The sequence below is a fragment of the bacterium genome, from assembly GCA_035549195.1.
GTDB lineage: Bacteria > Oederibacteriota > Muellerivitia > Muellerivitales > Muellerivitaceae > DASZRK01.
Genome location: DASZRK010000055.1, coordinates 49,745 through 71,604, shown reverse-complemented (window position 1 = coordinate 71,604; position 21,860 = coordinate 49,745). Strand labels below are relative to the sequence as shown.

The 21,860-nt window shown below is 60.1% G+C and carries 26 protein-coding genes; 3 read left to right on the top strand and 23 right to left on the bottom strand.

The annotated features are described in order from the left end of the window. Together VHE12_10390 and rmuC are read right to left on the bottom strand one after the other, a co-directional pair. Positions 1–237: hypothetical protein (locus VHE12_10390; protein ID HVZ81184.1), on the bottom strand; the 237-nt coding region annotated here is incomplete at its 3' end. Positions 238–465: 228 nt separating this feature from the next. After that, positions 466–1,698 (bottom strand): DNA recombination protein RmuC, encoded by a 1,233-nt coding sequence (gene rmuC, locus VHE12_10385; protein ID HVZ81183.1) that lies wholly within the window; start codon positions 1,696–1,698, stop codon positions 466–468. Between the two features lie 150 nt (positions 1,699–1,848). On the opposite strand from rmuC, the gene VHE12_10380 reads away from it, so the two are divergent. Both VHE12_10380 and VHE12_10375 read left to right on the top strand, forming a co-directional pair. Then, positions 1,849–3,675 (top strand): penicillin-binding transpeptidase domain-containing protein, encoded by a 1,827-nt coding sequence (locus tag VHE12_10380; GenBank protein ID HVZ81182.1) that lies wholly within the window; start codon positions 1,849–1,851, stop codon positions 3,673–3,675. Between the two features lie 4 nt (positions 3,676–3,679). Continuing rightward, positions 3,680–3,904: a hypothetical protein gene (locus tag VHE12_10375; GenBank protein HVZ81181.1), complete on the top strand. Its 225-nt coding sequence runs from the start codon at positions 3,680–3,682 to the stop codon at positions 3,902–3,904. On the opposite strand, the gene VHE12_10370 is transcribed toward VHE12_10375, so the two are convergent. The 19 genes from VHE12_10370 to VHE12_10280 all read right to left on the bottom strand — a co-directional run bounded on the left by VHE12_10370 (position 3,901) and on the right by VHE12_10280 (position 19,399). Further along, positions 3,901–5,049, bottom strand: a complete 1,149-nt coding sequence (locus VHE12_10370; GenBank protein ID HVZ81180.1) for a Xaa-Pro peptidase family protein — start codon at positions 5,047–5,049, stop codon at positions 3,901–3,903. The two genes, VHE12_10375 and VHE12_10370, sit on opposite strands and share 4 nt — an antisense overlap. Beyond that, entirely contained in the window at positions 5,049–5,528 is a 480-nt protein-coding gene (locus tag VHE12_10365) for a hypothetical protein (protein HVZ81179.1), read from the bottom strand. Before VHE12_10365 ends, VHE12_10370 begins: the two co-directional genes overlap by 1 nt. 17 nt (positions 5,529–5,545) lie before the next feature. Beyond that, positions 5,546–5,920, bottom strand: a complete 375-nt coding sequence (locus VHE12_10360) for a hypothetical protein (GenBank protein HVZ81178.1) — start codon at positions 5,918–5,920, stop codon at positions 5,546–5,548. Next, entirely contained in the window at positions 5,902–6,060 is a 159-nt protein-coding gene (locus VHE12_10355; protein ID HVZ81177.1) for a hypothetical protein, read from the bottom strand. The genes VHE12_10360 and VHE12_10355 overlap by 19 nt, the downstream gene beginning before the upstream one ends. A gap of 28 nt (positions 6,061–6,088) precedes the next feature. Further along, positions 6,089–6,682, bottom strand: coding sequence for an RNA 2',3'-cyclic phosphodiesterase (thpR, locus tag VHE12_10350; protein ID HVZ81176.1), 594 nt, complete (start codon positions 6,680–6,682; stop codon positions 6,089–6,091). Between the two features lie 2 nt (positions 6,683–6,684). Then, positions 6,685–7,944, bottom strand: coding sequence for a competence/damage-inducible protein A (locus tag VHE12_10345; protein HVZ81175.1), 1,260 nt, complete (start codon positions 7,942–7,944; stop codon positions 6,685–6,687). A 22-nt stretch (positions 7,945–7,966) separates the two neighbouring features. Further along, on the bottom strand, positions 7,967–8,422 hold the full coding sequence (locus tag VHE12_10340; GenBank protein HVZ81174.1) for a phosphatidylglycerophosphatase A: 456 nt from the start codon (positions 8,420–8,422) through the stop codon (positions 7,967–7,969). Continuing rightward, positions 8,419–9,072, bottom strand: coding sequence for a CDP-diacylglycerol--glycerol-3-phosphate 3-phosphatidyltransferase (gene pgsA / locus VHE12_10335; protein HVZ81173.1), 654 nt, complete (start codon positions 9,070–9,072; stop codon positions 8,419–8,421). The genes VHE12_10340 and pgsA overlap by 4 nt, the downstream gene beginning before the upstream one ends. 46 nt (positions 9,073–9,118) lie before the next feature. Next, on the bottom strand, positions 9,119–10,495 hold the full coding sequence (gene rimO, locus VHE12_10330) for a 30S ribosomal protein S12 methylthiotransferase RimO (GenBank protein ID HVZ81172.1): 1,377 nt from the start codon (positions 10,493–10,495) through the stop codon (positions 9,119–9,121). 28 nt (positions 10,496–10,523) lie between these two features. Then, entirely contained in the window at positions 10,524–11,912 is a 1,389-nt protein-coding gene (gene bioA, locus VHE12_10325; GenBank protein HVZ81171.1) for an adenosylmethionine--8-amino-7-oxononanoate transaminase, read from the bottom strand. Positions 11,913–11,974: 62 nt separating this feature from the next. Then, a complete protein-coding gene (bioD, locus tag VHE12_10320; protein HVZ81170.1) occupies positions 11,975–12,640 on the bottom strand; it encodes a dethiobiotin synthase in 666 nt (221 codons plus the stop codon). 10 nt (positions 12,641–12,650) lie between these two features. Continuing rightward, positions 12,651–13,805 carry an 8-amino-7-oxononanoate synthase gene (gene bioF, locus VHE12_10315; GenBank protein HVZ81169.1) on the bottom strand — a complete coding sequence of 385 codons (1,155 nt, stop codon included), beginning with the start codon at positions 13,803–13,805 and terminating at the stop codon, positions 12,651–12,653. After that, on the bottom strand, positions 13,802–14,131 hold the full coding sequence (locus VHE12_10310) for a GNAT family N-acetyltransferase (GenBank protein ID HVZ81168.1): 330 nt from the start codon (positions 14,129–14,131) through the stop codon (positions 13,802–13,804). Before VHE12_10310 ends, bioF begins: the two co-directional genes overlap by 4 nt. A 100-nt stretch (positions 14,132–14,231) precedes the next feature. Beyond that, complete coding sequence (locus tag VHE12_10305) at positions 14,232–15,410, bottom strand: beta-ketoacyl-[acyl-carrier-protein] synthase family protein (protein HVZ81167.1); 1,179 nt, start codon at positions 15,408–15,410, stop codon at positions 14,232–14,234. Continuing rightward, positions 15,410–16,141, bottom strand: a complete 732-nt coding sequence (locus tag VHE12_10300; protein ID HVZ81166.1) for an SDR family oxidoreductase — start codon at positions 16,139–16,141, stop codon at positions 15,410–15,412. Before VHE12_10300 ends, VHE12_10305 begins: the two co-directional genes overlap by 1 nt. Positions 16,142–16,171: 30 nt before the next feature. Then, positions 16,172–16,480 carry a hypothetical protein gene (locus tag VHE12_10295; GenBank protein ID HVZ81165.1) on the bottom strand — a complete coding sequence of 103 codons (309 nt, stop codon included), beginning with the start codon at positions 16,478–16,480 and terminating at the stop codon, positions 16,172–16,174. Further along, complete coding sequence (locus VHE12_10290) at positions 16,477–17,007, bottom strand: hypothetical protein (GenBank protein HVZ81164.1); 531 nt, start codon at positions 17,005–17,007, stop codon at positions 16,477–16,479. Before VHE12_10290 ends, VHE12_10295 begins: the two co-directional genes overlap by 4 nt. Before the next feature lie 91 nt (positions 17,008–17,098). Further along, a complete protein-coding gene (locus tag VHE12_10285) occupies positions 17,099–17,518 on the bottom strand; it encodes a hypothetical protein (GenBank protein ID HVZ81163.1) in 420 nt (139 codons plus the stop codon). A 132-nt stretch (positions 17,519–17,650) separates the two neighbouring features. Next, the gene (locus tag VHE12_10280) at positions 17,651–19,399 is read right to left on the bottom strand and encodes a restriction endonuclease (protein HVZ81162.1); all 1,749 of its coding nucleotides are present in this window, start codon (positions 19,397–19,399) and stop codon (positions 17,651–17,653) included. Between the two features lie 76 nt (positions 19,400–19,475). Between VHE12_10280 and mazG the strand changes: the two genes are divergently transcribed. Further along, a complete protein-coding gene (gene mazG / locus VHE12_10275) occupies positions 19,476–20,162 on the top strand; it encodes a nucleoside triphosphate pyrophosphohydrolase (GenBank protein HVZ81161.1) in 687 nt (228 codons plus the stop codon). Positions 20,163–20,168: 6 nt separating this feature from the next. Here mazG and VHE12_10270 read toward each other — a convergent pair whose 3' ends face one another. Next, positions 20,169–21,092 (bottom strand): magnesium transporter CorA family protein, encoded by a 924-nt coding sequence (locus tag VHE12_10270; GenBank protein HVZ81160.1) that lies wholly within the window; start codon positions 21,090–21,092, stop codon positions 20,169–20,171. A gap of 81 nt (positions 21,093–21,173) precedes the next feature. Next, a complete protein-coding gene (locus VHE12_10265; protein ID HVZ81159.1) occupies positions 21,174–21,848 on the bottom strand; it encodes a metallophosphoesterase family protein in 675 nt (224 codons plus the stop codon). Between the last annotated feature and the right edge of the window lie 12 nt (positions 21,849–21,860).

The window sequence follows — 21,860 nt, the reverse complement described above, 5'->3', positions numbered from 1 at the left end:
GTCGTACATGTTCATGTTCACGCCGCAATTCCCCAAGGAAACGGAATTGGACGTCTGCTGGTTATAGGCCGTCGTCTGCTCCGTCACCGTGAACGACGTCTCCGACGGACAATAGCTCGTCGACGTGTAATTGATGGCGGCCGCTTGAAGGGCTCCGACGGAGCCCAAGGAACCCAACAGGACCAAAAGGGGGATCCGGGTTAACCCTTTAAATGAATGGATGGAAAAATTCCTCAAGTGAACCTCAGATCAAAGAATGGCCCGTTCGGACCTTTCGGCAGCAAAAAAGCCCTTTTACCATGTTTTGGCAATTTTCATTCCTGAAATCCCAGGAACGCTTTATCGATAAAAACAGCTTTTGGCGGAAGTTACGCTAAAAAGAAGAGGTCAAAAACAGCTCATTCCTCGAATTTCTAACAATAACCGTAGGTTTTCTTACAACATCCGAAACATTCTCAAAATAGTTCAATTACCCTGGGCCGGCTCCTCTTCCAAAGCTTCTGACCCATTGCCCTGGATTCCTTCCACCCCCTTGAGCTTCCTTTCGATGGTCCGGGTCTTTTTGGCGGCATCCTCGATGGTATGACTGGCTTCCTGGAGCTTTTTTTGGGTCTTTTCCAGGATACCGGCGAAAAGGCCGAATTCCTTCTTCACGGTCCCCAGGAGGGCCCAAACCTCGCTCGTCCTTTTCTCGATGGCCAGGGTCCGGAAACCGAGCTGGAGGCTGTTCAGGATGGCGGTCAGGGTGGTGGGCCCGGTCACCACGATCCGATGGTCCCTTTGGAGTTCTTCGACCAGACCGGGTTGACGCAGGACCTCCGCATAAAGCCCTTCTGTCGGAAGGAAAAGGATCCCGAAATCGGTGGTCGCGGGAGGATCCAGGTATTTTTCCTTGATGGCCCGGGCCTCGCTCTTGAGCCGATTCACGAGGTTCTTGGCCATTTCCTCCGCCTGGGCCCCGTCCCCCTTCTCCAGGGCGGCCATCAGGCGCTGATGGTCCTCCACGGGGAATTTGGCATCGATCGGCAACAGGACCTCATCATCCTGCTCCCCACGGCCCGGCAACCGAATGGCGAACTCGACCCGGTCCCCGCTGTCCTTCTTGGTCTGCACATTCTTGGCATATTGGGCCGGGGAAAGCACCTGGGAAAGCAACGCCTCCAACTGCACCTCACCCCAGGTCCCGCGGGTTTTGACGTTGGTCAGGACGGCCTTCAGGTCCCCCACGCTGGAAGCCAGGCTCTGCATCTCGCCCAGGCCCTGATGGACCCGCTCCAACCGGTCGCTGACCTGGCGGAAGGACTCGGTCAGCCGTTTTTCCAGGGTGGACTGCAGTTTCTCGTCCACCACCATCCGCATCTCGTCCAGCTTCTTGGCATTCTCCTCCTGGAGTCCGTTCAGCAGCCTCTCCAAGGTCAGGCGGATGGACTCGAGCTTCTCTTCGTTGACCCGGACGATGTTCTGGAACTGCTGGCCCATCTCGTCCCGGGCGGCCCTTTCACGGTTCCCCGTTTCCTCCCGGCCGCGCGCCATCTCATCTTTCAAGACCTTCTCCAAGCGTTCCAGGTCCCGGGCCAGGGATCCCAAACCCTTCTCGAGTTCCCGCCCCTGGGGATCCGAGCCGCCTTTGCGCCCCAAAAAGAACAGGACCAACAAGGCCATGCTCAGGACGAGGTTCGCAATGATGAAGACCTGCATGGGGAGCGCTCCTTTTCGTGGTCCTTCTTTATAGACCCCTTTGCGGAGCCGCGCAATCTTCCCAGATACCGCCCAAAAAGTATTTTTACCCCTTTATTCCAGGGGTCCACCCCTTAAAATGCAGAGGTTTTCCCAAAGGAGCCCGCTGGAATGCCTGTGATCGATCCCTTCAAAAAGTACAACCCCATCCCTCTGTCACGCCACCGGCGCACCAAGCTTCCCTCTTTCCGGACCACCATCCTCTTCTTGGCCCTATTCATCGTCCTTCTGGCCTCCAAGACCAGCTTGATGAACCAGGTCAACTACCTCAAAGGGTTGAAATACTGGCATAACGGCAACCTGGAGCTCTCCCGTATGGAGTTCAACAAGGTCCTGAGCCGCACTCCCGGGGATGCCAAGGCGGTGGATGGCCTGGGCCTGGTGGAAATGAAGGCCGGGAACCTGGAAAAGGCCAAGGAACTCTACGACCAAGCCATGCGGATGGGACTCACCTACAGCAAGAAGTTCAACCACACCAAGACGGGGCAATCCTTCATCGACGAGGGCAAGTACAACGTGGCCGAATTGGAGCTCCAACACGCCCTCGAGCTACAGCCCTCCAACCCCGAGATCTATGTGGCGCTCGGGACGGTGGATCGGGCCCTGGGGCAGGTCGGCAAGGCGGTGAAATATTTCGAGACCGCGGTCAATTACGAGCCCAAGAACAAGGAATACCAATCCTTGCTGGAAAAATCCCGGGAGGAGCGTGACCGGGGCTCCATCTACTATATATTCGACCGCAATGGGGTGCCCTTGGCCCTGCAATGGACGAAGAACGGGGAACGGGGCTATCCCATGGGCCCGGAATTCGCCCAATTGATCGGCTACCTGGACCAACAGGCCGCCGATAACCGCGGTTCCATGGGCCTTGAGAAGGTCTATCAGTCCTATTTCCCCGGGAACAAGCTTTATCTCACCATCGACAGCCGCATCCAACGGGTCCTCTCCCGGGCCATGGGCTGGCAAAAGGGCTCCATTGTGGCCCTGGATCCCCGGACCGGGGAGATCCTGGGCTGCATCTCCCAGCCGACCTTCACCCCCGAGAAGGTCCACAGCCAATGGTGGACCTATATCTCCAACAAGAACAATCCCCTCAAGAACCGGGCCTTCGAGAGCCTCTATGAACCCGGCTCGATCATCAAGATCATCAGTTCGGCCGCGGCCGTGGAAAAGGACATCAACCTTTCCAATGTCTTCCCCTTCTACTGCCGTGGCCGGATGGTCATCGACGGAAAGGATTTCATGGATTGGCAAAAGCATAAGGAGATCCGCTCCCTAGAGGAGGCCTTCGATACCTCCTGTAACATCGGCTATGCCCGTTTAGGGCTCGCCCTGGGCGAGGACACCCTTTTGGAATTCAACAACCGCTTCGGGTTCAACTCCGTCCCCAAGACCTTGGAGCTTCCCGTGGTGGCCAGCACCTGCCCCAAATTGGGCCTGACCCGCTACGAGTTGGCCGAGACCGCCACCGGGCTGGGCCCCGCCTTCCGCATCACGCCCCTGAACGCGGCCATGATCGTGTCGGCCATCGCCAACGATGGGGTCCTGATGTCCCCTTACCTGACCGAAAAGCTCACCAACATCGACGGGAAGATCCTCGAGCAGCATAAGCCGGTGATCTACAAGAACACCATCAGCCGGCCTACGGCACAGTTCCTGACCACCATGATGGTCAACGATGTGGAGCGGGGCATCGGGGTCAAGGCCCGGGTCAAGGGGCTCAAGATCGCCGGCAAGACCGGGACCTCCGGGAGCCGCGACCCGAACTTTCACGCCTGGTTCATCTGTTTCGCGCCCATCGAGAACCCCAAGATCGCCCTGGCCATCGTTGCGGAGAATGGGGGGACCGGCAAGGATGTGGCGGCCCCCATCGCCAAAAAAGTCTTCGATGGCATCCAGGAGTTCATGGACCTGAACTCCAACACCCCCCCAAGGTGACCCGATGCTCGAATCCTTGAAACTCATTGTCAGCACACTGATGGGGATCCTGGGGGGATATTTCATGTACCGGGGAAAAAAGATCCAGAACGTACAGATGATCCTTTGGGGCGGGGCCCTGATCGTCCTGTCCTATCTCATCTTCAGCGGCGGGAACGACGAAGAGGCGGCCAAGACCGCCTTGAAGGGCCTGGGGATCTCGGTCACCCCGACCCTGCAGACCCCTTAGGGGATCTCCAGCTTCTTGGGATAGACCGTCAAGTTCCGGTGCCCTTTGGGCGTGACCACCAAAAGGTCCTCGATGCGGACCGCTCCCACTCCGGGATAATAGAGACCCGGTTCCACCGTCACCACTTCCCCCGGTCTGAGCACGTGGTCGCTCGCATTGACCCGCGGTGGTTCATGCACGTCCAACCCCAGGCCATGGCCGGTCCCATGGAAGAAACCCACCATGGTCCCCTTGCGCTTTTCCGTCCGGTAACCCCGCGATTCCATATCCTTCTGGATCGCCTGGTGGACCTCCCGCCCATTCACGCCCGGGGCCACCTTCTTGATCCCCAATTCCTGGGCGTGGCGGACCGCCTCGTATTGGCGTTTCAATTGCGGGGAGGCCTTCCCCTTCACGAAGGTCCGGGTGATATCGGCGTAATAAAAGGTGTCAGCGGACCTCGGGAACACGTCCACGATCAGGGATTGGTGGGCCCAGACCGGTCCCGTCCCTTCCTGGTGCGGGTCGCAGCCCTGGTTTCCACTGGCCACGATGGTGTGACTGCCGATGCAGTTGTTCTCCATCATGGAGACGTTCAGGACCTTCTTGAGCAGTTCGGAAGTGACCAAGGTCCCCCGGTAGGACAAGCGTTTGCCCACGATCCGGGAGCGCCGCAAAAGGTCCTCGAGCTTGTGGATGGCGGCCTCCGTGTGGCGCAGGGAGCGGGTGATCATCCGCACTTCCTCCTCGCTCTTGAGGACCCTCTGTTCGAAGAAGGGGTCGGCCTTCGGGACGACCTGGATGCCCCTTTGCCGCAGGGCGTCGGCCAGTCCCAGGTTGAAGTTGTCCGGCACCGTGACCTTCCGCACCCCCCGGGACTTGAGGAAGTGGGCCGAAACGTCGGCGACGCCCGGGCGTTCGATCCCCTGGCCTTTGGCCGCCATCTGGGCCTCCGAGTAGGACAGGACCTCGTCCACCTGGGCCTGTTTTTGGGCCCGGCCCAGCTCCAGGTCGCTCATGAGGATGATGTCCTTGTTCCCGATACGGAAATAAGGGAACGGGTCGGGCACCGAGAACTTCACCGCGTAATAGAGGTTCGAGTCGTGCTCACTGGCGGCATAGATCATGAGGGCCCCGGAGCCGGGGCGCGACGCCCTTCGGGGCATCAGAAGTAGTACCGGGAGCCGAGGTTGCCGTAAACGTAGAAGGCGGTCGCGCCGCTATTGAACCAAAGCTCGGGGACCACCTGCACATAGATGTCCACCGGAACGTTCTCCTGGTTGAACAGGTAGTCGATGCCCACCAGGCCCCGGGCCCCGAGGGTGACCGTGTTCTGGAAATTCACGTCCCCGCCCACCCCCAGGTAGAACGGCAGCATCCCCTTGGATGGCTTGATGAGCGAGTAATCGTGCCAAAGGTAATCCAGTTGCAGGAGGGCGGTCCCATTCCCCAGCTTCAGGGCCGGCTGGAACGAATTCTCCCGGTCGATCCAGATCATCCCCACCGGTCCCCAGACCCCGGGGTCCCCGACCTCCAGCCCCAATCCAAAGTTACCGCCGCCCAGGATGGGGGACTCCCCGGCTTCGGCCCAACTCGACAGTCCCATCGCAACGATCAATCCCAAAAAAAGAACGGACTTTTTCATTCCACGCTCCTTAAGATTCAAACGCTGTTGCGCAAACTCTTCAGTTTCGACTTTGCGACCAGGATCTCGCGCATCTCGCGGATCTTTCCCGTCAACTTATCCTGCGGGATCTCCCAATAGGCTTCCTGGATCTCCAGCGAGGCGGGCGCCTCGAACTTGGCGCTTTCCGTGTCCACGAAAAGCACCTCCGGGATCCCCAAGCCCTCCTGGTAATCCTTGGCCATTTCCCGGAAATACTCGCCCTTGTCCTGGAACTTCCGCAGGCGATAGACCAAGGCCCCCACGGGTTTCCCTCCCTCGGAGACCTCATGGACGAAATGGACCTCCAGGTCCATGTCCCGGACCACCAGACGGTCCTGTGGAAAATAGCTGCCTACGAACTCGATGAGCAATGGAAGGTCCCTTCCAAATACCTCTGTTGGGCCTCCTGGTAGGCCTGAAGACGTTCCTCCATCTCCTTTTCGGTCAGTTCCGGTCCTTCACCTTGGTCGTGGGAATGGTCGTGCGGATGATGGGCGTGGTCGTGGGCCATGGGTTTCCTTGGTGATTTTGACGGGATTTTAAACAACCCCCTGCGAACTATCCATCCCAGGGAACGAAAAAGAAGCCCTCTTGATGTAGCGGGCGCCGCCCGGCTCCAAGACGCTCTCGAAGAGGACCAATCCGTCCATGGGAAAGGTCCCTATCAGGCGGTCCTTTTCCCTTTCCAGGTAACGAAGGGCGGGCCCGGCCTCTTTTCTTTCCCGGATCCGTCCCAAGGTCACGTGAGCCTTGAAAGCGGCCGGTTTTTCGCCCGAAGCCTGCTCGGTCCCGATGGACCGCTGGACATCCGACGCCAGGGCTTCCAGGACCCCCGCACTCCCGCCGACGTCGGCGAAGAGGACTTTCGGCGATCGCTTGTCCGGGAAGGCACCCCATCCCTCGATGGATAGTCGGAAGGGACGGTACCGGGCCGACAGTTCCGACAGGGAACGGATCAACCCGGGGATCTTTTCTTCGGGGGTGGGACCCAGGAAAAAAAGGGTCAGGTGCAGTTGATCCGTTCGGGTCCATTTGACCGCCGGGGTCGGTGGCGCGCCCTCCAAAAGGGCCGTCAAGGGGATCAGGACTCCCCCCGTTACGGGGACCGCCACGAAAAGCCGGGGAGACCCCAAGGTCAATCCCGGTAAGGAAGCCCCAGGCAATAACGGCGCAGGATCTCCAAGGCCGCCTGGCTGGTGCGCTTCTTGACGATACTCCGGTCCCCTGTGAACCGGAACTCGAAGGATTGGGCACCTTGGTCATCGGCCAAGGCGATGTGGACCAAGCCGACCGGTTTTTCAGCGCTCCCTCCCCCGGGACCGGCGATACCTGTCGTGGAAAGGGCTAGGTCGCTTCCCGCGGCTTTCCGGGCGCCCAACGCCAGGGCTTCCGCCACTTCCCGGCTCACGGCCCCCTTTTTCTCGATCAAAGAAGCGCTCACCCCCAGGGCCTGCTCCTTGGCCCGGTTGCTATAGACCACGTAACCGCGCAGGAAATAGGTGGAGCTTCCCGGGACCTGGGTGATCCGATGGGAAATCAAGCCGCCGCTGCAGGATTCGGCCGTGGCCAAGGTCATGTTCCGGGTGGTCAACATCCGCCCCACGATGGTCTCCAGGTCATCCTTGTCCCAGCCATAGATGAAATTGGGCAAGCGGGTGGTCAGGTTCTTTCCCAGCGCCTCGATCAGAAGATCGGCCTTGGCCTCATTCTCCTCCTTGGCCGTCAGGCGAATATCCACCCCTTCCCAATGGGCCAAGACCCCGATGGTGGGATTGGTCGAACCCTCGAAGAGGTCCCTGATCTTCTCGTTCAAGGCCGATTCGTCGATCCCCGTGGTGCGGAAAACCCGGGATTTGATGATGGACCCCGTGGGCCCCAGCCCCTTGAGGAAGGGTTTCAAGGTCTCCTCGAACATGGCCTTCATCTCGAAAGGCACACCCGGCAGGCAGGCCAAATGGGCCTTCCCGACCTTCACGATGAACCCCGGCGCCGTGCCGTTGGCATTGGGGATGACCGTGGCCCCCTGGGGCAGGAAAGCCTGGTTCAGGTTCGCTTTGGGAAAAGGCTTTCCGGGGCGGAACCGGGCGAAACGTTCCTCGATGGCCTTGGCCAGATGGTCATGGAAGACCAGTTGCTTGCCCGCCAACCGGGCGGCGACCTTGCGGGTCACGTCATCCACCGTGGGGCCGAGCCCGCCGGTCGCGATCACGATGGGGCCCCTCTCACAGGCCAGCTTGAGGGCCGCCTCCAGGCGCTTTTCATTGTCCCCGACCGCTTGGAACCCGAAGACATCGATGCCCATCAAGGCCAATTCCCGGGCGATCCAGCCCGAATTGGTGTCCGTGTTCTGGCCCAAAAGGAGTTCGGTCCCGATGGCGACGATCTCAGCGTTCAAGGAAGGCCCCCGTGGGAATCCATCATTGGATCCAATAGATGGTCCAAAGGCCGATCTGGACCCAAAGCCGGGCATAAAGTCCCGCCATCAGGTCATCGGCCATGATGCCCCATCCTCCGGGAAGCTTCTCCAAACGCCGGATCGGGAAGGGCTTCCAGATGTCGAAAAGACGGAACAGGATGAAAGCCATGACCACATAGGGCCAAGCCTTGGGGATGGCCAGCATCGCAATCCCCATCCCCAGGACCTCGTCGATGACGGCGGAGGAAGGGTCCGGGTCCTTCAGGCCCTTGGAGTAGCCGTCGCAGGCCAGGACCCCGACGAAGAAGATGCCGGCCAATAAGCCTCCCAGGACCCAAGGAGTTTCGATCAAAGGGTAGAAAAGGATGGCCGCCACCAGGGACGCCCAGGTCCCGGGAGCCTTCGGAAGTTTTCCGACCCCCAGGAAGGTCGCGATCCAGAAATAGAGGTAGTTCATCGCTTGGGACCGCCCAGGATGTGCCGGTTCTTGTAGAAGTAATCCACGCCCGAGATGATGGACATGACCGTCGCGTAGAACATCAGCCAATAGGGACCGTACCACACGAACTTGTCCAGGAACTCCCCCCATCCGCCCAGGCGCAGGATGAACTGGTCCCAGGTCCCCTGGTAGGCCTCCACGGTGGACTGGGCGCAGACGATGGCCAGGATGACCGAGATGGCCACGATCTGGGAAACGGTCTTGTGCTTCCCGGCCCGGCTGGCGGCCAGGATGATGTTCTGGGTCTGGGCCACCTGGCGGAACCCCGTGATGAGGAATTCCCTCCCCACCATGATCACCACCATCCAGGCCGGGACCAGGTCCAGGGCCACGAAGGAAACGAAGACCGAAACGATGAGCACCTTGTCCGCAAAGGGGTCCAAGAGGGCCCCAAAGTCGGTCTTGAGGTTGTATTTTCGGGCGTAATAGCCGTCCAGGTAGTCGCTGATGGCCCCCCAGGCAAAAAGAAGGCCCGCCGCCCACTTGGCCCAGACTTCCTCCCGGAAGATCAGGATCAGGTAGAGGGGCGTGACGCCGATCCGCGATAACGTCAGGATGTTGGCGATGTTCCAACGCGAGGCTCGGTTTTGGGGTTTCGGTCGGCTCAATCCGCCCTCCGGGGCACCGGAAAAGGTCCAAGTCGGACAGCTCTCTTTAAACCGCTCTGGCCACCAGGTCTTGGTTAAGGGTATGGGTGATCTCGACCTCGACCCATTGGCCCGGTTCGGGGGCTTTCAATCCCTCGATCAGGACCACTCCGTCCACTTCCGGGGCCTGGTACTTCGTGCGGCCCTGCACTTCCCCGTCGGCGCCTACGCTTTCGACCACCGCCAGGAGTTTCTCGCCGACCCATTTCCCATGGGCCTTTTCGGCGATGGATTCCTGAAGGCGATAGGCCTCCGCCAAACGGGCCTTTTTGATCCCTTCGGTCACCTGGCCCGGCATGATCCCCGCCGGCGTGTTCTCCTCTTGGGAATAAGCGAAGAACCCGGCGTAATCCAATTGGGCCTTCTTGAGGAAATCCATGAGTTGGTCGAAATCCTCGCCCGTCTCCCCCGGGAACCCCACGATGAAGGTGGAACGGAGGGAGGCTTTCGGCACCCTTTGGCGGATACGGTCCAACATCCGCTCCAGCAGGGCCCGGTCCCCGATCCGTTGCATGGACTTGAGGATCCGGTCGCTGGCGTGCTGGAGGGGCACATCGAAATAAGGGGCGATGTTGCCATGGGCGGCCATGACATCGAGCATCTCGTCGGTCACCCGGCTGGGATATAGATAATGGAGGCGGACCCAATCCAGGCCCTTCACTCCCGCGAGTTTTTCCAGCAACTGGGCGATCTTGGGCTTCCCATAGCGGTCCGCGCCATACCAGGTGCTGTCCTGGGCCACCAGGCAGATCTCCCGGATCCCCTGGGAGGCCAAGTTCCCGGCCTCCTGCTCGATATCCTCGATGGAGCGGCTGCGGTAGTGTCCCCGGATCTTGGGGATGATGCAGAAGGTGCAGGGCAGATCGCACCCCTCCGAGATCTTCACATAGGCGAAATGGCCCGGGGTGGAGAGCAAGCGGGGCGAGGATGCGTCATAAACATAGGTGGCCTCGGAAAGCGACTCGGGAAGCATGGGCTTCGGCGCATCGACCGTCGTTTTCGACTTGCCGGCGATCTGCCTGGAAACGTCCTCCACGTCGTTCAGGCCGAAAAGGATGTCGATCTCGGGAAGTTCCTTCTTGAGTTCGTCCCCATAGCGGTGGGCCAGGCACCCCCCCACCACGAGGGACTTCAGCTTGCCGGTCTTGCGGAGCTTGGCGACCCCCAGGATGGTATCGATGGACTCCTTCTTGGAGGCTTCGATGAAGCCGCAGGTATTGACGATGACCACCTCCGCTTGGGCGGGGTCCTTGACGAGGGAATAATGGTCCTGGGCGAGCTTCCCCAGCATCACCTCGGAATCCACGGTGTTCTTGGGACAGCCCAAACTGATGACCGCGACGGTCTTGGTGGGGCCGGATGTTTTGGGAGCGGAAGGGGCCATAGGGTGGCTTACTGTAGCACAGGGGCTTTTAAAAGCGAACCTGGGTCGCCGTTTCGATGCTTTCCGTAATGACCTTGATCAACCGCTTCAGGTCGGTTTCGGATATGGCCAAAGGCGGCATCAGGACGATGACATTCCCCAAGGGCCGCAGGAGCACCCCTCGCTTCTTGGCTTCGGCGCAAACGCGATGACCCATCTTCAAGGCATATGGGTACGGGATTCCCTTCTTCTTGTCCTTCACCAGCTCGATGCCACCCATCAGCCCCCTCAATCGGACCTCGCCCACATGGGGATGATCCTCCAGGGACGCCACCCAGTCCTGGAGCAGCCCGGCCTTTCGCGCCACGGAAGCCATGAAGCCTTTGCGCTCATAAAGGCCCACGTTCGCCAAGGCCGCCGCGCAACCCAACTGGTTCCCCGTGAAGGTATGGCCATGATAGAAGGTCCGTCCCGACTCGAATTTGCCGAGGAACGCCCGGTAGACCTTTTCCGAGGTCAGGGTCGCCGCCACCGGCAAGTAACCTCCGGTCAGGTTCTTGGCCAGGCAAAGGATATCGGGCCGGACATTCTCCTGGTCGCAGGCGAACATCGTTCCCGTGCGTCCAAAGCCGGTCGCCACCTCGTCCAGGATCAGGAGCACGTCATGGCGGTCGCAAAGACGGCGGATGGCCTTCAGGTAACCCCAGGGATGGAGCAGCATCCCTCCCGCCCCTTCGATGAGCGGCTCCATATGGACCGCCGCCAACCGGGACCCATATTTCCGGAAAACGCCTTCCGCTTCCCGGACACAATCCTTCAACCAATCCTCGTTCGAAACGTGGCGGCTCGGGTATTCATGGGGACTTTTGACCTTGAGCGTCTTAAAAAGGAGCGGTCCAAAGATGCCATGGAAAAGGTCGATCCCTCCCAGGCTGACCGACCCCACCGTGTCCCCGTGATAGCCCTCTCGAACCGTCAGGAACAGGTCCTTTTTTGAACGGCGTCCCGTCCGCCCCGGACCAGCGGGGGTCGGACGGGCCTGTTGCCAGTACTGGAAAGCCATCTTCATGGCGATCTCGTTGGCCTCGGAACCGGAATCGGAATAGAAGACCCGGGTCAGTCCCCTGGGCGCCATTTGAACGAGTTTTTCCGCCAGCAGGATGGCCGGCTCGTTGGAAGCGCCGAGCAGGGTGGAGTGGGCTATTTTTTTTAGTTGGCGTTGGATGGCCCGGTCGATGACAGGCACTTGGTGACCATGGACGTTGCACCAGAGGGATGAGACGCCGTCCAGGTATCGCCTTCCCTTGGCATCGTAAAGATAAGTTCCTTTGCCCCGGGTGAGGATGGTGATATCCGGGTCCCTTTCCCATTCCTGTTGCTGGGTAAAGGGATGCCAGAGGTATTTTTTATCTTTTCGGGAAAGTGTTCGGTGGTCCATTTTTCCGTCATTGCGAGGAGTGCCGCCGAATAGGCGGTCGTTCACGGCGAAGCGAACTCAGTTTAAATGACCATCCCGATCTTGCTCAAATCTTTAGCCAAGCGATCCAGATCGTTCTCGTAGATCTTGTTATATCGAAGCGGCCCATGGACCGGGGCGCCAAGGAGTTGCCGCAAGGCCTGGACATTGGTTTTTTCCGAAAGTTCCTTTCCTTTATACCCATTGACCACCACTCCCAAGACCTTCACCTTACGTTCCCTCAACGCTTCCACCGTCAAAAGGGTGTGATTCAAGGTCCCCAACCCCGCGCGGGCCACGACCAAAGCCGGGATCTTCCACTTCACCAGCCAGTCAATGGCCAGGAAATCCTTCGTAATGGGGACCAATACCCCGCCGATGCCTTCCACGATCAAGAATTCATATTTCATCTTGGCTTGGCGGTAGGCCGCTTCGATCCTCTTAAGATCGGCTTTTCCTTCCTTCCAGGAAGCCGTATAGGGAGCCAAGGGTTGTTTGAAATGGACCGGAACGATCTCGGGATAGGCGGATTTGGGAAGCCTGGCCGCTTTCCGCAGAAGAAGACCGTCCTCACTGGGGTCACCACCCGAGGCAATGGGCTTCATCACGCCCACCTTCACACCTCGGTTGGCCAGCATCCGGGCCAATCCCGCCGCAACGAGGGTTTTGCCCACACCCGTGTCCGTCCCTACGACGAATAGTTGTTTCATAAGGGTCTCATCATAGCTTCCGGAAGGCATCCAAAAGCTTTTCGATATCGGCATCCGTATGGGCCGCCGAGACCGACAAACGAAGACGGGCCGTCCCCTTGGGGACCGTGGGCGGACGGATGGCGACCACGAGAATGCCTTCCTCCACTAGCTTGGCCGACATCTTCACCGCTTCTTCGTTCTCCCCCACCACGATGGGCAGGATGGGTCCCGCGCCCCGGGGAATGTCAAAGCCCAAGGCCCGTAACCCCTCCCGGATACGCTTCCCATTTTCCCAGAGCTTTTCCACTCGCTGGGGTTCCTGTTGAAGGACCTCCAAGGCTCCTAAGGAAGCCCCGCAGGACGCCGGGGGAAGACCGGTCGTATAAATGAAGGTCCTCGCCTTGTTCAACAGATATTCAATGAGGATCTTGGGACCACCAACGAACCCGCCCACGCTCCCCAAAGCCTTGCTATAGGTCCCCACCACCGCATCCGGTTGGTATTTCAGCGGGAAATGATGGACGATCCCCTGTCCACCGGGCCCCAGGACCCCCGTCCCATGGGCGTCATCCACCATCACCATGGCATCCTGCTCATGGGCCAGGTCCATGACCTTCTTCAAGGGGACCAAGTCCCCGTCCATGCTGAAAAGACCATCGGTAACGATGAGCCGTCGGCGGAAACCGGCGGTTTTTCCCAGTTGCTTCTTCAGGTCGTCCAGGTTCAGGTGCTCATAGACCATGAACTTGGCCTTGGTCATGCGGCAAGCATCGATGAGGCTGGCGTGGTTCAGGCGGTCACAAAGGATGGCGTCCTCTTCCCCTACCAGGGCGGAGACCGCCGCCAAGTTCGCCATATAGCCCGTCGGAAAGGCCAGGCACGCTTCGGTCCCCTTGAACAAGGCCGTGATCTCCTCCAACTGCATGTGGACCGGGAAGTGTCCGGACACCAAACGGGAAGCCTGGGCGCCGGCGCCATATCGCAAAAGGGCCTTCTGCGCCCGCTCCAAGACCTTGGGATGGTCCGCCAGCCCCAGATAATTGTTCGTGCAAAAGAGGGTCACGTCCTTATGGTCCACCGAAGCGCGCATCCCTCCCAGGGGGTCGACCACCCTTAGGCGGCGCAGGAGTCCCTGGTGGTCCAGGACATGCAGTTCCTCATGCATTTCATCGAGCCAATTCATCGATTATCACTCTCCAAAGTTAAGCAGTAATCGCGGAAACCTGCCGCCCGCCAAAAGCGGACCCCCGGCCCGTTATCGACCAACACATCCATCCGAAGGAGGGGGTACTTTTTCCAGACCGTCTTCCGAAGAACCCTCAAGGCCCGCAACCCCAATCCTTTCCTCCGGTGTGCGGGCTCGATATAGAACTGACGGATATAAAGGAATTCCTTTTCCTTGCGGTAAATGCAATATCCAAGCGCAGACCCGGCTTCTTCAAAAACACACCCCTTATATTCGCCCCGAAGCCACCCCCGCATTCGGCGGTTCAATTGAGCGGCATTCATGGAATTACGATGCCCCGAGTCCCGGATGAGACGGCGATTCATCAAAGCCAGCAATGAACTGTCCTCGAGTTGTGCCGTTCTTATTTTCACCGAAAACCTTTCAGGCCCTGGAAAAGATCACAGCCCCCAATTGCCCCCCGAACCCATAAGAAAGGGACATGACATGGTCCAATTTCTCTTCCACGCCCCCTTTGGGAACATGGCGCAAATGGCATTCAGGGTCCGGGTCCTGGAGGTTCCTCGTATCGGGCACCCGTCCCTTTTCCAGCACCATGGCGGCCAGGACCGCCTCCACGCTGCCCGCCGCGCCCAAGAGATGGCCCGTGGCCCCTTTGGTGGAACTGACCCAAGGGCCGTCCTCCCCAAAAACCCGTTTCAAGGCCCGGCTTTCGACCAGGTCGTTCAAACGCGTCCCCGTGCCATGGGCATTGATATAGCCTATATCGGAGGGTTGGAGGCCCGCCCGATCCAAGGCGCGCAGGACCAAGGGAATGATGGTATCCCCTTTGGGTTCCATTTCCAGCATCCCATGGGCGTCGGCGCCCAAGGCCCATCCCGAAAGCCTGGCCAGCACTTTCGCCTTCCTTTTCCTCGCCGTCCGCTCCCTTTCCAGGACCAGCATGGCGGCGCCTTCGCCCATGCGGAAACCATCCCTGGCCCTATCGAAGGGCGCCGGCCCCTCATCCCTGCGGCTCAGGACCCCCATGTTCTGGAAACCTGCGTAGATCAGGGGGTGGATGGAGGATTCGGTCGTCCCGGTCAGGACCGCGTCGCAGTCCCCGTCCTCCAAAAGACGCGCGCCCATGGCGATGCTCCCGATCCCCGTGGAACAGGCCGAGGTCACGGACAGGGAAGGTCCGGCGAAACCGAACCTTTCCCTCAGGAGCTTGCCGCTGGCATGGGGAAAAAAGTCGCTGAGGAAATCCCATTCGGGAGGCGGGTCCCCTGCGGCGGCCAGGAGGCTGAGGACTCCCCCTTTGCTCGAGGAAAAAGTGGTCGCGATACGTCCCGGCGCGACTTTGTAGAGACCCGCCATCTTCCAGGCTTCCTCCGAACAAACATAGGCAAGTTTCAGGGAACGATCCCGGGACAGCAGCTTGTCAGGCGTCCATCCTTCGATGGCATAGGCCGCCTTGGGCTCCTCGAAGGCGTCCCACTCGCCGCCCTTCAAACGACGGTAGGGTTTCTCCTCGGACCAAAGACCCTCCCAAGTCCTCTGGGAATCGGGCCCCAAGGGGGTCACCGCGCCCCATCCCGTCACCACGATGGGTTCGGGCATCAAAGCCAGCCGGGCAGGCGGGAATCCAGGTTGAAGACCTGGCCCGAGATGTTCTTCGTCCCCGCAAGCCAGGTCACGAACTCCGCCACCTCGCCCAGGTCCGCCGTTCGCCCCAAAAGGTGCCGCTGGCGGATGGCCTCCTCGGCCTCCGGGGAAAGGTTGTCCGCGATCCGGGTCTTGTGGAAACCCGGAAAGACCACGTTGGCCCGCAGGTTCCTTCCCCCATATTCCTGGGCCAGGCTCCGGGCAAAACCCAGCATGCCCGCTTTGGCCGCCGTATAGGCCCCCTGGCCGATATTGCCGGTGGTCGCCACGATGGAGGAAATGAAGATGAAGTGGCCGTCCTTCTGTTTGAGCATGGGCTTCAAGGCGGCTTGGGTCATCAGGTAGGCCCCCTTGAGATGGACATCCATGGTGGCCTTCCATTCGGTTTCTTCCACGTTCAGAAGGCGGGCGTTCCAGGTGGCCCCGGCATTGTGAAGGACGCAATCCAGGCGGCCCCAACGTTCCAGGGCGCCGGCGACCCAGGCCCGGACCTCGGCTTCCTTTCCCATGTCGGCCTTGACGACCTGGAAATCGCCCCCCAGGGCGGTGAATTCCACGGCCGCCGCTTGGGCGGAAACCTCATCCGAATGGTAGCAGGTCGAGAGGGCCCAGCCCTTCCGGAGGAAAGCGCGGGCGATGGCGAGTCCGATGCCCCTGGTCCCGCCGCTGATCAGAAGGGTCTTCAAAGGAGCCTCCAGGAACGCCCGAGGAAAGGCTTAATCCGCCGCGTCCATCACGTCCGAGACCCATCCCGCCATGGAAAAGAGCGCGATGACCACCAGGAGGAACCCGACCAAGAGGGGCAAAAGGACCCAGAACACGAAACCGATCAGGAGGCAGTTCCGGCCGATGCGCCGGACCTCCTTTTCGTCCCGGTCGTAAAGGAAAAGGGCCACCAGGATCCCGGCGAAGGGCACGCAGAAAGAGAGCAGGTACCAGACCAGCCGGTATTCGGTGATCGATCCTCCCGCCGAGGGAACAGGCGCGGGGGGCCGGGTCGAAGCGCGGCGGGCCCGGGGGCTCATTGGAAGACCTTGAACATGAAAAGGGTGAAGACCACCAACACCAGGACCAGGGATAGGGGAAAAAGGACCAAAACGCCCGCGGTCCAACGGGAGCATTTCAGGCTTTTCTCCAGTCCCAGGACCTGGAAAAGGAAGGTCGCCAGCGCCAACCACTTCCCGACCCCGAAACCGATGCCGACGAAAAGGAACCCGCCCAGCGAATAGGCCACCACGGAGCGGGTCTCCGTGAAGGGGACCTTCTCCCCCAGCAGGAAAGCGCAAAGCCGCAGGAAACCGTCCCAAAGATAGATCCAGGCGTTCACGAGGAAGGGCAAGGCCAGGAACATGACCAGGGTCACCAGGACCACGTTCATCCAGGAGCTCCCGGAAAGGATCTCCACCAGCCCCAGCTCCAGCGCGATGGCCAGGCCCGTCAGGTTGGCGAAACGGAACGCCTCCTTCTCGTTCAAGCGTTCCGGGGAACGGGCGAAAAATCCGGAAGGATCGAGCCAAAGGGAGCGCATGTCTTGGAAATAACGTTGGATCATGGGGCTAGAGTGTAACACAGGCCCCAAAGGGGCCGAAGGGACCCGAAATAAAAAAAGCCCGGAGGGGTCGCCTCCGGGCCCATGCGGAACTTCATTCCTCCTCCAAACGCTCCAAGGCCTCTTCCCAGGCTTCGTCCATGGAAACGACCTCCCCCTCGTCCACCACCTCGTTCAGGAGCTTGCGCAGGCGTTGGGCCTGGCTCTCATCCAGCTCGTTCTCCCGGAGGACCTCCCGCACGTCCTCCAGGGTCATGTTCTCCAGGAGCTCCTCGGCCTCGTTCTGGAAGAGCCGGCGGCGCTCGATCGTGTCCACGGACTCGCCGTCCTCGTCATCATCGTCGGAATCGTCCTCGTCCTCTTTTTCCTCTTCCTCCGCCTGGTCCAGGTCGATGGTGTCATCGTCGTCGTCATCCTCTTCATCATCCTCATCGTCCTCGACCTGATCGTCATCATCCTCCAGATCGTCCTCGACGAGATCTTCGTCATCCTCATGACCACGCTTACGGGGCAAGGGGATCCTCCTGTGGAAAATTCACTTGGGATACTGATACTTTGACTTCGGGGTCCTGTCAAGGGACTGGCCTTTTCGCCTTCCCTAAATTTACCGTGGTGTTCGCTCTCGCGTCCCGGCCCCGGAGGACCGTCAGATCTGGCGCCGCAGGTTCTCCCAGGTGTTCCGGTCCACCAGGTCCACGTTCGAGAAACGGGCCAAGGCCCGGGCCTCCTGGCCGATGGCCGTCGTCACCATCAACAAGCCCCGGTCGCAGAACTCCGCCTTCATCACATGGCTCATCTCGCTGACGAACTCCGGGGAAACGGTCTCGCTCGCCTGGAATTGCTTGGCCATCACGCAGAACTTGCCCCCGACCACCGGGTGGGGATATTGGGCCACGGCCACGACGGACCCTCCCGGCTGGCGCCGGATCTTCTCCACGCGGAACCCCATGCTTTTCAAGAAAAGGTCCGTTTCCTTCTCGAAGCTCAAGAGGGGCATCCGGGACAGGTCCTGGACCACCCCCTTCTCATCCACGATCCGGAAGGTCCAGCGTCCGTCATAGGGCGGGCCCGCGACGAGTTCCTCCAACCGGGCCCCGTCCACCAGGTCCACCGCCATCTTCCGGGTGATGTTGCGGGCCTCCTCGGTATAGCGCCCGGTCACGATATAGATGCCTCGTTTGCACGCCTCCTCGCGGGTGACTTCGTCCAGTTCCCGGATGAGGTCGGCGTGCACCGGAGCGGTCTCCGGATATTGGCGGGCCAGGACCAGGAAACTGCCCCCCACCACCGGATGGGCGAAATCCACCTGGATCTGGAGCGTCCCGCCGGGCACCTTCTTCACCTTTTGGACCGCGAAGCTCATTTTGGCCAGGACGCCGAGGACCAGGTCCTGGAATTGGGACAGGGACAGCGCGCTCATTTCCTTCCCCCGGGTCGTCTCCTGGATGACCTCGGGCTCGGCGATCTCCTTGGGCTTCTCCCACCCGTCATCGGCCTTGGCCTTGGGCGCCTCATAACGCACGTTCAACCTGGGCGCGTTCTCCTTGATCCTTTCCAGGACCCGGGCCTGCTTGCTTTCCTCCTGGGGGATGGACTTGACCTCCATACCGTCGTTGTAGCGTAGGTCAAAGGAGGTCAGGGCCTTGAAGGGGGCCGTTTTCTTGCCCCGGGCGTGGAGGAAGACGTCCCGCTGGGCCTTCACGCTCAGGACCGATCCCTCGTAATACTTGGCCTTACCGCTGATGAAGTTCATTTGGGCGTCCACGATGACCGCGGGAATGTTCTCGGCCAGGTCGAAAGCGGCCCCGAGAAGGTCCAAGGTATCCTGGAAGAGGGCGTCGCGAAAAAGGTTGTAGTTCTTCCCCACGTCACCGCCCAGTTCGGTGTTGAACCGCCGGGCCAGGAACAGGATCCGCGGGATGTTGTCCACCACGTGGCAGGTCTTCACCTCGAGGTCGGGCCGTGTTTCCTTGAGGAAGTAGCGGAATATCTCCTCGAAGTTCCCCATGGCCCCCTTGCGCAGGTAGTCCCGTTTCTCCTCCATGCGGTGACGGTCCCGGCGGGTTTGCTGGGCCGACTCGATCTTCTTTTGGGAGCTATGGCCCATCCATTTGAAGAGGACCGCCAGGAAGAGAAGGGTGGCGAAGATCCCCGCCAAGGTGGCTTCCACCGGGTTCTCCAGGCAATAGGCCCAGGCCTGGTCGAAGAACCCGCGGATGATCCCATAAATGAAGGAATTGAAAAGGATGACGCCCAGGAAGATCCCCAGGGCCCCGACGATGGCCCCGCCGAAGGTCGCCTCCTGTTCGGTGTGGCCCTGCGCCAAGAGGTGCGCCTTGGTCCCCTGGGCTCCGGGGACCTTCATCAACCGTTCGGTCCAGAAAGACAGATCCAATGTCCGCCTCCGCCCTTGTTGGGGATGGTTTTCCCGACGCCAGGCATGGTAAATTCCACCCACCCCGGAGGCAAGCATGGATTATCTGCGCCGTCTTGAAAATATCATGACCCGGCTCCGATCCAGGAACGGCTGCCCCTGGGACCGCCGCCAGACCCACCGCACCCTGAAACCTTACCTATTGGAAGAGGCCCACGAGGTCCTGGACGCCATCGACATGGACGATCCCAAGGCCCTCCAGGAAGAACTGGGGGACCTCTTGTTGCAGGTCGTCTTCCACGCCCAAATGGCCAAGGAAAAGGGCCGTTTCGACCTCCAGGAGGTGGCCAAGGGTATCGGCGACAAGCTCATCCGCCGCCATCCCCACGTCTTCGGGAAATCCAGCCGCAGGATCTCCGACATCAACCGTAAATGGGAAGAATTGAAACGGCAGGAAAAACCCGAGCGGAGATCGGCCTTGGACGGCCTCCCCAAGTCCCTCCCGTCCCTGCTGAGGACCCAGCGGATGTTCGAGAAGATCAACAAGGGGCAAAAAGCAACGGATAAGAAGGACCTGGAAAAACAGGCGGCCAAGGCCTGGCAGGGCCTGCAAAAGAGCCTCAAGGCCGGAAGACGGGGAAAAGAAAGGGCCGCCGGTGAATTCCTGCTCGCCTTTACCCGCCTGGCCCAAGCGGAGGGCGTCCATGCCGAGATGGCCCTTCAACGGGCCTCCGCCTCGTTCGAACGTTCCTTCCGGAAGTCGGAAGAACCGACCCGGCGCTAGGGTCCCTCAACGGATGTTGCGCATCAAAAAACGCCACAGGACCCATCCCCCGATCCACATCGCCAAAAGGACCAGCCCGTAGGAAATGCGCCAATCCACCCCATGGGTCCATTGGCTGAACTCGGACATGCCCCCGATCCCCGCTACCAGGTTCAGGGGAAGGAAAACGATGCTGATGACGGTCAGGTTCTTCAGCAAGGTGTTCATGTTGTTGTTGATGATGCTGGCCCGGGTATCCATCAGGCCGGAGAGGACGTTCGAATAGATCTCCGCCTGTTTGCAACATTGATGATGCTCGATCATCACATCCTCCATCACCGCCAATTCGGAACGGCTGAAACCGCACTTTTCACCGTCCTTATGCAGTTTCGCCAGGACGGCCGCGTTGGCCTCCAGGGCATCCAGGTAATAGATGAGGTTCTCGCCCAGGGTGAACATCTGCAGGAGGTATTGGTTGCCCATGGAAGCGTTCAATTTGGCCTGGATCTCCGACGTCAGCATCTTGATGGCCTTCAGGTGACCCAGGAAATGGTGGATGGTGTGCTGGAGGATGCGCAGCATCACGTCCGGGAGCGAGGCGACCCCCTGGAACTCCTTCTCGGCGAAGGGGACGACCCCCTCGGCCAGGATGACGGTCAGGCTTTCTTTCTGGAGAAAAAGCCCGATCGAGGAGACCTCGAGCTTGAACTGTTCGGCGAAGGAGGTGTTGTTGGGCCTCTTCCAGACAACAAAAAGCCCGTCCCTGAGGATCTCCAGGCGGGAGATCTCGTCCGGATCCAGCCCCGATTCCAACACATGCCGGTCACAATGGAGGAGTTGCAGCAGTTCCTCCCGCTCCGCCTCGTCGGGGATGGTATAGACCGTGATGTTGGATCCGTCCGCATCCCCGCCTTGGACGGTCCCATCCTTCATCCGGAAATGTTCTTTCATGGTCCCTCCATCGGGAACGGCAGGTATTCTTCCCGGAACCGGGGATAAGGGTCTGTTAAAAGGATGAAAATTCCAGGCGGGTCACTCCTGGGAGAACCCCACTTGATAAAGCCGCTTCTCAGGGAGGGCCAGGGCGGTCAAGCGGTTGCCATAGACGCAACCCGTGTCCAGGTTGATCCGGTCGCGGGCTAGGTCCACTTCCTGGATGGGCGTGTGCCCATGGACAATGAGCTTCGGGGTGGGCCGAGGGTCTTGGATGAACTTGCGGCGGATCCACAGGAGATCGTCCGGATCCTGAGCGTCCAAGGGATTATCCAGGTTGATCCCCGCGTGGCAAAAGAAGGCTTCCGGGCGGTCCAGGGTCAGGGGGAGCGCGTTCAGGAACTCCACATGGGTGTGGGGAATGTAGGATTGGAGCAGGATATGGGCTCCCTCGCCCCGGACCTCGTCCAGCTTTTCCTTCGGCACGTAGGATTGCAGGGTCGCATGGCCGCCGTTCAAGAGCCAATTGGCCGCCGCGAGCGGATTGGGCGTCCCCAGCCAATCCAGGAGCATTTGCTCATGGTTCCCCCGAAGGAAATGCCATCCGGGCTTTTGGTTCTGCAGGAGGAAATCCAGGACGCCCTTGCTGTCGAGGCCCCGGTCGATATAGTCGCCCAGGAAGACGACCTCATCCCCTTCCTTCAGGGGCAGTTGGGCCACCAGCTCCTTCAAGGCCTTCAGGCAACCATGGATGTCACCGATCGCGTAGATCACGGAAGCTCCTTT